Annotated in this window: 9 protein-coding genes; 5 read left to right on the top strand and 4 right to left on the bottom strand. The window is 38.9% G+C overall.

Annotated elements, in window-relative coordinates:
- From QVO66_RS06385 to QVO66_RS06375, 3 genes are all read right to left on the bottom strand, one after another.
- Positions 1-2064, bottom strand: a 2064-nt coding sequence (locus QVO66_RS06385; RefSeq protein WP_288172685.1) for a S9 family peptidase, incomplete at its 3' end; no start/stop codon positions are given.
- A 70-nt stretch (positions 2065-2134) separates the two neighbouring features.
- Complete coding sequence (yidC, locus tag QVO66_RS06380; RefSeq protein WP_021854608.1) at positions 2135-4027, bottom strand: membrane protein insertase YidC; 1893 nt, start codon at positions 4025-4027, stop codon at positions 2135-2137.
- A 53-nt stretch (positions 4028-4080) separates the two neighbouring features.
- Positions 4081-5694 (bottom strand): CTP synthase, encoded by a 1614-nt coding sequence (locus QVO66_RS06375; protein ID WP_021854607.1) that lies wholly within the window; start codon positions 5692-5694, stop codon positions 4081-4083.
- Positions 5695-5877: 183 nt separating this feature from the next.
- Between QVO66_RS06375 and QVO66_RS06370 the strand changes: the two genes are divergently transcribed.
- On the top strand, positions 5878-7191 hold the full coding sequence (locus tag QVO66_RS06370) for a DUF3078 domain-containing protein (protein ID WP_021854606.1): 1314 nt from the start codon (positions 5878-5880) through the stop codon (positions 7189-7191).
- A 75-nt stretch (positions 7192-7266) separates the two neighbouring features.
- Here the strand turns inward: QVO66_RS06370 and QVO66_RS06365 are convergent, their stop codons facing one another.
- Positions 7267-7656, bottom strand: a complete 390-nt coding sequence (locus QVO66_RS06365) for a DUF1573 domain-containing protein (RefSeq protein ID WP_053398104.1) — start codon at positions 7654-7656, stop codon at positions 7267-7269.
- A 1009-nt stretch (positions 7657-8665) separates the two neighbouring features.
- Between QVO66_RS06365 and aspS the strand changes: the two genes are divergently transcribed.
- The 4 genes from aspS (at position 8666) to QVO66_RS06345 (ending at position 12854) form a co-directional block, all read left to right on the top strand.
- A complete protein-coding gene (gene aspS, locus QVO66_RS06360) occupies positions 8666-10432 on the top strand; it encodes an aspartate--tRNA ligase (protein WP_125104392.1) in 1767 nt (588 codons plus the stop codon).
- 147 nt (positions 10433-10579) lie between these two features.
- Positions 10580-10873, top strand: a complete 294-nt coding sequence (locus tag QVO66_RS06355; RefSeq protein WP_021854603.1) for a winged helix-turn-helix domain-containing protein — start codon at positions 10580-10582, stop codon at positions 10871-10873.
- 70 nt (positions 10874-10943) lie between these two features.
- Complete coding sequence (locus QVO66_RS06350; protein ID WP_021854602.1) at positions 10944-11273, top strand: hypothetical protein; 330 nt, start codon at positions 10944-10946, stop codon at positions 11271-11273.
- Positions 11274-11354: 81 nt separating this feature from the next.
- A complete protein-coding gene (locus QVO66_RS06345; RefSeq protein ID WP_021854601.1) occupies positions 11355-12854 on the top strand; it encodes a xylulokinase in 1500 nt (499 codons plus the stop codon).
- Positions 12855-12891 lie beyond the last annotated feature (37 nt).

Here is a 12891-nt window from a genome sequence, read left to right as displayed (position 1 = left end):
CTCAGCAGGAATACCTCTCATGCGAGCAGCATTAAATGCACCCATACCTTGGTTCGCATTGATGCGGTAGTCTTTTTCTCCGTGAATACACAATATAGGTGTGTCCCATTTGTCTACAAACTTGTGTGGTGAGTTGGCATATGTTCTCTTTGCATTTTCTGTCATGTCCTTGTTCCAGAATGCATCATCATACTCCCAGTTGCTGAACCAAGCTTCTTCTGTATCAGTGTACATTGATTCTAGATTGAAAGCACCGTCATGAGCGATAAAACACTTGAAACGCTTGTTGTGATGTCCGGCAAGATAATATACGCTGAAGCCTCCGAAGCTTGCACCAACAGCACCGAGACGATCCTTGTCTACGAACGGGAGATTCTTGCATGCATCATCAATTGCACTTAGATAGTCATTCATGCACTGGCCGGTCCAGTCGCCTGAAATTTCCTCATTCCATTCACTGCCGAAGCCTGGCAGACCTCTTCTGTTCGGAGCTATTACAACATAACCGTTGGCCGCCATTATCTGCATGTTCCATCGGTAGCTCCAAAATTGTGAAACAGGGCTTTGCGGACCGCCTTCGCAGAACAGTAGGGTAGGATACTTCTTTGTTGCATCGAAGTGTGCCGGAAGTATGATCCAATACATCATGTCTTTTCCATCTGTTGTCTTTGTCCAGCGCTGTTGAATTTTGCCAAATGTCATTTGATCATACAGATGCTTATTTTCAAATGTTATTTGTTCAACTTTTGCTGTCTTTTCTTTTTTGCCAGGAGTTACTATGTATAACTCAGATGCTTGAGACATGCTGTGTCTCTCTGCTAGCAGTTTTTTGCCGTCATTAAGCATCTGAACTGAGCCATAATCATTCCAACCGTCTGTAAGTTGCATTACATTGCCCTTAAGATTGGTCTGATATATGTTCTCACAACCATGCCAAATGCCGAGGAAATATAAAGTTTTTGAATCTGCAGACCAGCAGAAATCATCGACATTAGAGTCGAATGACTCTGTTGTATATGTTTTTTCTCCAGTTTTTAGGTTATAGACACAAAGTCTGTTACGGTCGCTTTCATATCCGTTGCGTGCCATGCTTAACCATGCGACATATAGGCCGTTGGGAGAGAATTTTGGATTTACGTCATATCCAGGGTTGTTTTTAAGATTTTCTTCAGAGTTAACAGCCTGGTTTTTCATAGACTTTGTCATGTTGATTTCAGGCTCTTTGTAATTTGCAGGCTTGCAAATATTTACAGTCTGTTTAGACTCTATATTATAAAGATATATATCTGTGTCAGTTGAAATTGCATAATTTATTCCGGTCTTCTTTCTTGAAGTATATGCAATTGTTTTTGAGTCAGTGCTCCATGCTAGCTGCTCTGCACCTCCGAAAGGCTTAACAGGACATTCGTATGGTTCACCTTTCATTATATCAGTGCCTTCTCCAATGCCGTTTGACGTTACTTCAGCCAGATAAGGGTGGGGGATAGATTCAACATATTCATCCCAGTGTCTGTAATTCATATCTGTGATGACTCTTCCTGTTGTTAAAGGTAAGTCTTCTGGCTTTTCTTTTATAATTCCATGGTATGGGATTTGTTTGATAAGTATAACATACTTTTCGTCAGGAGAAAATTTAAATCCGTCAATACCTGTTTTGTCGTTTGTAAGTTGCTTTCTGCCGCTTCCGTCAGGATTCATTTCCCATATTTGGCCGTCACATAAAAAAGCAATTTTCTGACCGTCTTTTATCCATACTGCATCCGTCTCACTTTTTGCAGACGTAGTCAGCATTTTGTTATTCTTTCCATCAGAATCCATAATGTAGATTACTTGATGGCCTTTGTTTTGTTTTACACTGTAATAACCTACTTGGTAGATAATGTGTTTTCCATCTGGCGAGGCCTGTGCTGTGCCGATTCGACCCATTGCCCACAGAGCCTCAGGTGTCATTAGATCACTTTGCAAGGTGATGTTACTTTTACCGATGAAGCTCGCATTTTCTTGTGCGTTAACCGAACTACAACAAATTGAAAGTGCGGTTGCTAAGATTGTTGCTTTGTTCATAAATTTAGTGTTTTTAGAATATAGGGGCATACTTTTGCATGCCCCTATTAATTTATAAATGTGTTTTTTCCTATTTTCTCATTTTGTCTTGTGCCTCGCGTTGGCGTTTTAACTCCTCTGCCTGTTTTTGCATGGCTTCGAGTCTTGCCGCCAAGCCGCTAATCTTTTTAGGATTGTTTTTGTTTTCCTGATATCTTGCTTCAAGAATACTCAACAATTTTTCATCGTTTGTAGTCTTGCGCAAAGTCCACATGATGGCAGCACTGAAGAACAAAGATACAAAGTAATAGAAGTTAAGGCCTGATGAATAGTCGTTGAACATGAAGAAGAACATAACTGGCATCAGATAAGTCATCCATTGCATCATCTTCATTTGTTCAGCCTGAGCTCCGACCATCTGGTCTTTCTGCTGACGTATTGTCATTATTGAATACAAAACGTTTGCTACACAGAATAGAATACATGTTAAACTCAGGTGATCACCTATGAGCCATATGTTGTTATGCCATTCGATTATCGGATCGTATGTTGACAAGTCACTTATCCATAAGAAACTTTCACCACGTAGCTGTATCGCATTGGGGACAAAGTTGAACATGGCAATCCAGATAGGCATCTGTATTAACATTGGGAGACAGCCGCTCAATGGACTTACACCATATTTGGCGTATAGTGCCATCATTGCCTGCTGCTTCTGCATCTGGTCTTCAGGCTTGTTGTATTGTTTGGTCGCTTCTTCAAGTTTTGGTTTTAAAACTCTCATCTTTGCTGAAGACATGTAGCTCTTCTTGACCAAAGGATAAGTTATTACCTTAAGTAAAAGTGTGATCAGTATAAGGACAATACCCATATTGATGTTCAAGCCTGTAAGCCAGTCGAACACGTATAAGGTGAACCAACGGTTAATTATACGGAACAAAGGCCATCCAAGATATACCAAGCGGTGAAGCTCTAAATCTTTGTTGAATGTGCTTTCTTTTTCAATCTTTTGCAACAGTCTGAAGTCGTTGGGACCATAATAGAATTCAAGTTCAGTTGAATTATTGCCTGTTGGGTCAAATGATGTCTTGACCTTTGCACCATATTGTTTCAGGTAGCCAGAACCTTTTTCCTGTGGAATGCTTGTCATTAATGAGTTTGTTCCCAAATCGTCCTTTGCAATCATTACTGCACTGAAGAACTGGTTCTTGAAGGCAACCCAGTCGATGGCGTCTTCTATTTTCTCATCAACCTTTTCACTTGTCTCGCTAATATAGTCAGTACCTCCATCCGTGAAATGATAAGTAAGAGATGCATACCTGTTTTCAAAGGTAAAGCCCTTTTCTTGTTGGCGGCAGTGGTCTGTCCATTCGATGTCAAGTTTGTTGTAGTTTGGTGAGAAAAGTCCGCTCATTCCATTTGCTTTTAAAGAGAAATGTAGCAGATAGTTCTTGCCAAGCTTATAATTCATTACTAAGGATCTTCCATTAGAGCCAACAGCAGTCATTGTAACTGTTGAGTCTGTAATGTTTGAAGGTGTAAAGTATAGATCGCTTGTTATGATATTTGTTTCTTTACCTTCAAGCATGAATTTTAAAGACTGATCTTTACTGTCAAAAAGAGTAAGGTCTTTATTGCCCTTGTTATCTTTAAAGTCCTTTATTACAGCTTTTTCAACAGTACCGCCTTTTGTGCTGAGTGTAAGCTCTAATTTTGAATTCTTCAAAATAATGTTTTGAGCTTTACCGCTTAACGACTTATAGAAAACAGCTGTAGTATCTGCATTTACATTATTTTGTGCATTCTGATTAGAGGCTTGTGCCTCAGCGTTACGGCTTTCTTCGGCTTTTTTCTTTGCAAGAGCTGTTATCGAGTCTTGCATACGTTGTTTGGCAATATCTTCTTCAGATGGTTGAGTATACCAGCTGAAGCCGATTAGCAGAGCAGCGATGAGAACAAAGCCAATGATTGTATTCTTATCCATCTTTTGTTTCTCTCTATGGTGTTATTTTTATTCTTTTACCTTTTAATAATATATCAATTTTTGCTTTTTTTGTTCTCTATAGCCTTTTTGATAAAATCAAGGAACAGCGGATGTGGATGAAGTACTGTGCTTGAATATTCCGGATGGAATTGTGTGCCGATATACCATTTCAATCCTGGTATTTCAACTATTTCAATCAGGTTGCTTTCCGGATTACGGCCAACACACTTCATTCCGGCTCTTTCGTATTCTTGTTCGAAATCGTTGTTGAATTCATAACGATGACGATGACGCTCCTGGATATATTCTTTCTTATAGATATCGAATACGCGTGAGCCTTGTTTCAAAATACACTCATAAGCACCAAGTCGCATCGTGCCGCCCATGTTTGTGATGTTTTTCTGGTCTTCCATAATATCAATGACATTATGTTCTGTCTTCTCGTCCATCTCTCGACTGTTGGCATCTTCGTATCCAAGGACATTACGTGCAAATTCAATTACCATCATTTGCATACCCAGACATATACCGAATGTTGGAATGTCATGTGTACGTGTGTAATGTGCAGCGACAATCTTTCCTTCTATTCCTCTTTGACCGAATCCCGGGCAAATAACAATACCGTCCATATCTTTAAGCTTTTCGGCAACATTGTCTTCTGTAATCTTTTCGCTGTTTATGAATGTCGTTTTGACTTTGTAATCGTTATATGTTCCTGCCTGTGACAGACTCTCCAGGATACTCTTGTATGCATCCTGCAGGTCATATTTTCCAACAAGTCCGATATTTACGATTTCTGTTGCTTTATGTCTACGTTCCAAGAATGAACGCCATGGACCTAATGTCGGTGTTTCACCAACAGGTTCACCCATTTTGCGCAATATTGTTTCGTCAAGCTTTTGTTCCTGCATCCTTACCGGAACTTCGTATATTGTCGGCATGTCGACACTTTGTACTACTGCGTCAGCGTCAACATTACAGAAGTTTGCAACTTTCTTTCTGATATTGTCGTTTATTGGATGCTCGGTTCTTAACACAAGGATATCCGGCTGGATACCAACGCTTTGCAGCTCTTTGACTGAGTGCTGAGTCGGTTTTGTCTTTAATTCTTTGGCTGCAGCCAAATAAGGAATATAAGTAAGATGGACACAAAGAGCCCTCTTGCCAAGTTCCCATTTTAGCTGTCTGATACTTTCTAAGAATGGCAAGCCTTCAATATCTCCTACTGTACCTCCGATTTCTGTAATTACGAAGTCATAGTTGTTCTTCTTGCCAAGCAACATTACGTTGCGCTTTATTTCATCTGTGATATGGGGGATTACCTGTATTGTCTTTCCCAAATAGTCGCCACGGCGCTCTTTGTCTATGACGGCCTTATATATACGGCCTGTTGTAAGGTTATTGGCTTTGGTTGTCTGAATACCGGTAAAACGTTCGTAATGTCCGAGGTCAAGGTCTGCCTCGTGGCCATCCACTGTTACATAACATTCGCCATGTTCATAAGGGTTCAGCGTACCCGGGTCAATGTTGATGTATGGGTCGAACTTTTGGATAGTGATGTTGTATCCTCTGGCCTGAAGAAGTTTGCCTATTGATGACGATATTATTCCTTTTCCAAGAGAGGAAGCTACACCGCCGGTAACGAATATATACTTTGTCTCTGCCACGATTATAATATTTTGGTTATTTATTAATACTAATATACAAGGTGCAAAATTAAGAAAAAATGCTGATATGCCAAAATTATAATCTCTTAATTTTAATAGTTTCGTGTGTGTTGAAAAAAACAGCCATTAATGTTCTGTTTTTGAATATTAATACTAACTTTGCACGCAAAAAGTGCTAAAAGTATGAAACATAAGCAAATATTGATATTAATAATCTTGGAGTTCTTCTGTGCGGTGTCTTGTTTCGGAGCGCCTATTAAGCATCATAATGGCCGAAACATAAGCAGAGATTCTTTCATCGTGGCTTCGTATATTGATTCGCTTAAAGCGTGTAAAGTCCATATGGATTCTTTAATGTATGCAGCTGATACTTTGGATGATGATGCAGGATCTGATGCCCGCTTTTTCCGCGTTTTTGCTCCTCTGACATTTTATTATTCTGTAGCTGGTCATACTTTTAGCATTAATGATAAGTACAAGGGTGTTGATGATGTGAGCAGCGCTATTGATGATGCGTTGATGTCTGTTTATGTTAATCATCCGGAATATGTTGTAAATACGGAAAGTGACTTAAGCAAAATAGGCTCTTTGCATGAAGAGATAACTTCGCCAATACGTCATAAGGTTGATTATTCTAGGGAAGAGGCTTCCGCACCGGACGTAAGCCTTGACGCTCCTGTTGAAATTGTCATAGAGAAACCGAACTTTTGGACTTTTGGCGGTGACTACTATTTGCAGTTCCTGCAAAATTATGTCTCAAGTAACTGGTATAAAGGTGGCGAAAGCAATTATTCAATGGTTGCAAGTACCACGCTACAAGCGAATTACAATAATAAACAAAAGGTTAAGTTCGAAAATAAGCTTGAGCTTAAATTAGGATTCCAAACCTCAAGCGGAGACACACTGCATAACTTTAAGACTACAGAGGACCTTATAAGATATACGGGTAAATTGGGACTTCAGGCAAGCAAGAATTGGTATTATACATTGCAGCTTATCGCATATACCCAGTTTATGCGTGGCTATAAGAGCAACGATCCTGAGGTATATTCAGATATTTTATCGCCGTTGAATATAAACTTATCTTTGGGTATGAGCTATTCGGTAAACGCTTTTAACGGAAAGCTAACAGGATCTTTGCAGATGGCTCCTATTGCATACAACTTCAGATATGTCGGACGAAAATCGCTTGCAACAAGATATGGACTAGAGGAAGGTTCGCATACAATGAATGATGTGGGTTCTGAATGTACGATAGATTTGACATGGGCTTTTTCGGATTTGATTAAATGGAAGACCCGTCTTTATGGTTATACGACTTATGAACGAACTGAAGTAGAATGGGAAAACACTTTTACATTCCAGTTTAATAAATATATCTCGACAAATATCTTCATATATCCGAGATTTGACGACGGATCGTCAGTGCGCCATGATGACTATGGATATTGGCAGTTTAAAGAATATGCCTCAATAGGTTTTGCATATTCATTTTGATGTGAATAAGGTTAGTGATGAATATTCTTATGATATAATGATAATAAAAAAGGGAGCTCAATGCTCCCTTTTTATTTATTTTGCTTCTTCCATTGTGCCTTCTACATATAAGCGCACAATTTCATTCTTTGCGTTAGACTTTATTGTGATTGATTTCTTAAAATGTCCAGGAAATTTGCCTTTGCCGTTGTATGTCACTGTCACTGTTCCCTTTCCGCCGGGAGCTATTGGAGCTTTAGTGTATGATGGAACTGTGCATCCACAGCTGGCCATTGCTTGGTTTATTACGAGTGGGGCATCTCCCACGTTGGTAAAGTTAAATGTACACTTTTGTACGGGATTACTTTCTGAAAATTTGCCGAAATTATAAGTTTGCTTGTCAAACTTAATTTCTGCCGTCTTTTGTGCTGCTGCATTGCTTATGCAAAGTATCAGCAACATTGAAATGAATAGGATCTTTTTCATTTTTATTCGGTTAATAATAATTTTTTGCAGCAAATTTACATCTTTTTTTTATAAAATATATAATCGATGATTTATTTTGTGTTAATTAATTATGATTTGATTGTAAGATTATATTCAAATTCGTTTTGTAATATATTTTTGTCAAACGGGGTAGTTGGCTGCATGTTTTATGGGCATGCCATTTCGTGCCTGTTTTTATCAGTTCTAGGATAAAGGGGAAATATCTTTAATTATTTTGGTTTGGGATGATTGCGCGATTATTCGTTTTAGCCTTAATTTGTAAATTGTATTTTTAAGTCTGGTATGGTAAAATTTTATTACTGATTTTGTGCTGTTATTTTGCAAAAAGTTTTCTCTAAAATAGAAAAAGCGTCGTAACATAAATTAAATGTTGGTGGACGTTTTTCGTGTTTTTATAACCTTTTTTATTGTTTTTGTTGTCGAAGTCTGTGTGATGTTATTGTTTTTAGGCGTAAATTCATTGTTTTTTATCGGTTAAAGCATTGCTTTTGTGTCCTGAAACCATGCTTTTTGCTGTGTAAAAGGGCATGTTTTGTATTGGAGAATGTATCAGGTAATTAGATATTCTGTGCTAACCCATTGATATGTAGTGAAATACGAAAAATGAAGTTTTTCGCGATTTTCTAAAGGAAATACATTCATGTAAAAAATAATGGCGTTTTCAGAGGCTTTTAACCAAAAAGTTTTCTGTTTTTTTATGTATTTATTATAATTGTCAGAGGGATGTTTGGGAGTTGCTTGCTAGTTTGCAATTTTGAAATTTTTGGCTGATAGTGCTGCGTATTTGTTCCTCTAAAAGTTGGAGATTTTTTGTGTTCTTCATCTTAAAAAGAGTTATCTGTATAAGCCGCTGAACGGATGCCTGCTCGGTTTAAACAGTTGAAATTTATACTATCATAGAGTGTAATTTTACTTTTAGCCATTTAAAATTTGTTCATTCGGTCATTTTTTGTACTTTTGCATCATAATTAAAGTAATTTGTAAGTTTATGTATAGAACAAATACATGTGGGGAATTGCGCTTGTCTGATGCTGGCAAGACAGTTACTCTGGCCGGATGGGTTCAGCGCATCCGTAAAATGGGCGGAATGACATTTGTCGATATCCGTGACCGATATGGTATTACACAGCTTGTCTTTAATGAAAACGACAATGTTGAGCTGTGTGCTGCAGCCAACAAACTTGGACGTGAGTTTTGTATACAGGCTACAGGACTTGTAAACGAACGCGAGAGCAAGAACAAGAATCTGCCTACTGGTGATATAGAGATTATCGTCTCTGAGATGAATGTCCTGAGTGAAAGCATCACGCCGCCGTTTACAATAGAGGATAATACAGATGGTGGTGATGATATAAGAATGAAATATCGCTATTTGGACTTGCGCCGTTCATGCGTCCGCAAGAATCTTGAATTGCGCCACCGTATGACAATATTGATACGCAACTTCTTGGATTCAAAAGATTTTATTGAGGTTGAGACACCTATATTAATAGGTAGCACTCCTGAAGGTGCACGAGATTTTGTTGTGCCTTCACGCATGAATCCAGGACAGTTCTACGCATTGCCACAAAGTCCGCAGACTCTGAAGCAGTTGCTTATGGTGAGCGGATTTGACAGATACTTCCAGATAGCAAAGTGTTTCCGTGACGAAGATCTTCGTGCCGACCGTCAGCCTGAGTTCACACAGATAGACTGTGAGATGTCTTTTGTTGATCAGGATGATGTTATCAATCTTTTTGAAGATATGGCACGCCACTTGTTTAAGGAAATACGTGGTGTGGAATTACCGGCCAAACTCCAGCAAATGACATGGCATGAGGCAATGCGCAGATTTGGAAGCGATAAGCCAGACTTGCGTTTTGGAATGGAATTCGTTGAACTAATGGATACTCTAAAGGGCACAGGCTCGTTCGAGGTGTTCAATAGTGCAGAATATATTGGCGGAATCTGTGTGCCGGGCTGTGCTTCTTATACAAGAAAGCAGATAGATCAGCTGACCGATTTCGTAAAGAAACCGCAAGTTGGTGCTAAAGGACTTGTTTGGGTTAAGTTTAATGAAGACGGTTCTGTAAAAAGCAGCATAGATAAGTTCTATGATGCAGATGTCTTGCAGAAACTTAAAGAAGTGATGGGTGCAGGTAATGGTGACCTGGTATTGATTCTTAGTGGTGATAATGCAAACAAGACACGTGTTCAGCTCTGTAGCCTTAGATTGGAAATGGGCGACAGGCTTGGCTTGCGTGACAAGAATAAATTTGAATGTCTGTGGATTATTGACTTCCCGCTGTTTGAGTGGAGCGATGAGGAACAGCGCCTGATGTCTACTCATCATCCGTTTACAATGCCAAATCCTGATGATATTCCATTATTGGAAGAGCATCCGGAAAGAGTGCGTGCTAAGGCGTATGATTTCGTTTGCAATGGTATTGAATTGGGTGGAGGAAGCCTTCGTATCCATGACGGACGTCTGCAAGAGCGTATGTTTAAGATATTGGGCTTCACGCCGGAGCGTGCGATGGCTCAGTTCGGCTTCTTGATAAATGCATTTAAGTATGGCGCACCTCCTCATGCAGGATTGGCTTTTGGCCTTGATCGTTTTGTTTCTGTAATGGCAGGATTAGACAGTATACGTGATTGTATTGCGTTCCCGAAGAATAACAGTGGACGTGATGTCATGTTGGATGCGCCGTCTGCTCTTGATGAGAAACAGCTGGATGAGCTGCAGATAAAGGTTGATTTAAGTCAAGAAAATTGATATTAAAAAAGCACTTAATGTGTTGAATACGATTTTTCTTGATAAAATTTTTAATAATTTGAATAAAATCACTATATTTGCATCGAGAATTTGAAAAGATTGTATGTCTTTTAGACATTGTCGATCTTAATGTGTTTTACTTGAATTATGACAGAGAAGAACGTAAGTGTAAGAAAGACAGCTGCAACAAAAGCTGTTGAGAAGAAAGCAGCACCGAAGAGAAGTACTGCAAAGAAAGTTGAATTAGAGATTAATGCAGAAACAGTAGGATTTAAGGCTGGCGATGTATATCAGGCCTTAGCTACAGCTGAAAAGCCCTTGAGCGTTGCTGAGATTGCTAAAGCAGCTAAAATTACCTCAGAAGAGACTTTGCTCGGTATGGGCTGGCTCTTTAAAGAGGGTAAGATAAAAGATGCAGAGAACAAGATTACATTAGCTTAATCTGTAGAAAGAATATTTAAAAAGGGCTGGTAATATTTTCTTACCGGTCCTTTTTTATTATCATAATACTATGAGCTACGACCGCGATATCATCTTTATTCTTAACGAGGCCGGGCCTAAAGGCTTGAGCGTGAAAAAGATAGCAAGGCATGTCTATAATCATAACAACGGATTCTTCAATGTCGTGTCGTTTGAAGACGTCTACCGTTATGTTTCATCATATTTGATCCGTACAAGTAAAGTGCCTGATTCTATTATTGAGAAGACAGATGAGCGTGGAGTGTATCGCATCAATAATTCTTCTAAAATGTCTCTTCAACTGCAATTTGAATTTTGTGATGACGAAGAAAAAGAAGAGCCTGAAAATAAACATGAAGACTTGTCTTTGTCATTATTTTAAGACACTTTAAGATACAAAAAAATCATAAATTCAAGGGAAATGCATTTCTAAATCGTCTTTAATATAAAAAGTATTTTTATTATGTCTGGTAGATATTTGTTAGGTTTTGATGTCGGAAGCTCTTCAGTAAAGGCATCTTTAGTAGATTCAGATAGCGGCGTATGTGTCGCATCAGCATTTTATCCAGAAAAGGAAGCACCTATCATAGCCGTGAAATCTGGTTGGGCTGAACAAGATCCTCAAATGTGGTGGGATAATGCAAAACTCAGCTTGAAAAAGGTTATGGCAGATTCATCTGTTAAAGGTGAAGATATTAAGGCAATTGGTATATCTTATCAGATGCATGGCCTTGTGTGTGTTGATAAGAATCAGAATGTATTGAGGCCTTCAATAATTTGGTGTGATTCTCGAGCTGTGCCTTATGGTGAAAAAGCTTTTGAAAATATAGGACCCAAAGAGTGTCTTGGCCATTTGCTTAATTCGCCGGGTAATTTTACGGCTTCTAAGCTTGCATGGGTGAAAGAGAATGAACCGCAGCTGTTCGAGAAGATATATAAGATAATGTTGCCTGGTGATTACATCGCAATGAAACTGAGCGGTACTATTAATACTACCATCAGCGGATTGAGTGAAGGCATGTTATGGGACTTTAAGAATAAAAAAGTTGCAAAATTCCTGTTGGATTATTTCGGCTTTGATGAAAGCTTAATTGCTGACATTGTGCCGACGTTTAGTATTCAGAGCGAAGTCTCAGAGGCCGCTGCAAATGAATTAGGCTTGAAGGCAGGAACACCTATTAGTTATAGGGCGGGTGATCAACCTAATAACGCTCTTAGCCTTAATGTGTTTAACCCGGGTGAAATTGCGTCTACAGCTGGTACTTCAGGTGTCGTTTATGGCGTTTTGGGCGAAGCTAATTATGACATTAAGAGTCGAGTTAATACTTTTGCCCATGTTAATTACCAAAAGGATATGGAACGTCTTGGCGTTTTGTTGTGTATTAATGGAACAGGAATATTAAACGCTTGGATGCGCCGGAATGTTGCACCTGAAGGAATTTCATATTCAGATATGAATGATATGATGGCAAGTGTTCCGGTTGGAAGTGATGGTATAACAATCATTCCTTTTGGCAATGGAGCTGAGCGCGTGCTTGAGAATAAAGAGATCGGCTGCTCTATCCATGGCGTAAATTTCAACAAGCATGGCAAAGCCCACCTGATGCGTGCAGCACAGGAAGGTATTGTCTTCAGTTTCTGTTATGGTATGGAGGTAATGCAGCAGATGGGTATGGATATACATAAAATACATGCAGGTAAAGCCAATATGTTCTTAAGTGAGTTGTTTCGTAATACCTTAGCTGGAGTTAGTGGCGCTACAATAGAACTTTATGAAACAGACGGAAGTGTAGGAGCTGCCAAGGGAGCCGGTATGGGTTGTGGCATATATAAAGATCATGATGAAGCTTTTGCAACATTGAAGAAGTTGGCAGTTATAGAGCCGGATGAAAAACGACGTGCAGAATATTTGCAGGCTTATTCATTATGGAAAGAGACTTTATTGCAACAAATTAATCATTGATTAGTAATTTTGAGATATAATTATTTAGGTTTAATAA

This window comes from Prevotella sp. CAG:255, assembly GCF_000431195.1.
Lineage (GTDB): Bacteria > Bacteroidota > Bacteroidia > Bacteroidales > Bacteroidaceae > Prevotella > Prevotella rara.
This window is presented reverse-complemented; position numbering and strand designations above follow the sequence as displayed.

Bases quoted from the DNA above. Each gene is read 5' to 3' on its own strand.
- yidC (WP_021854608.1), bottom strand. From the start codon at position 4,027: ATGGATAAGAATACAATCATTGGCTTTGTTCTCATCGCTGCTCTGCTA.
- QVO66_RS06355 (WP_021854603.1), top strand. From the start codon at position 10,580: ATGACAGAGAAGAACGTAAGTGTAAGAAAGACAGCTGCAACAAAAGCT.
- QVO66_RS06370 (WP_021854606.1), top strand. From the start codon at position 5,878: ATGAAACATAAGCAAATATTGATATTAATAATCTTGGAGTTCTTCTGT.
- aspS (WP_125104392.1), top strand. From the start codon at position 8,666: ATGTATAGAACAAATACATGTGGGGAATTGCGCTTGTCTGATGCTGGC.
- QVO66_RS06345 (WP_021854601.1), top strand. From the start codon at position 11,355: ATGTCTGGTAGATATTTGTTAGGTTTTGATGTCGGAAGCTCTTCAGTA.
- QVO66_RS06365 (WP_053398104.1), bottom strand. From the start codon at position 7,656: ATGAAAAAGATCCTATTCATTTCAATGTTGCTGATACTTTGCATAAGC.
- QVO66_RS06350 (WP_021854602.1), top strand. From the start codon at position 10,944: ATGAGCTACGACCGCGATATCATCTTTATTCTTAACGAGGCCGGGCCT.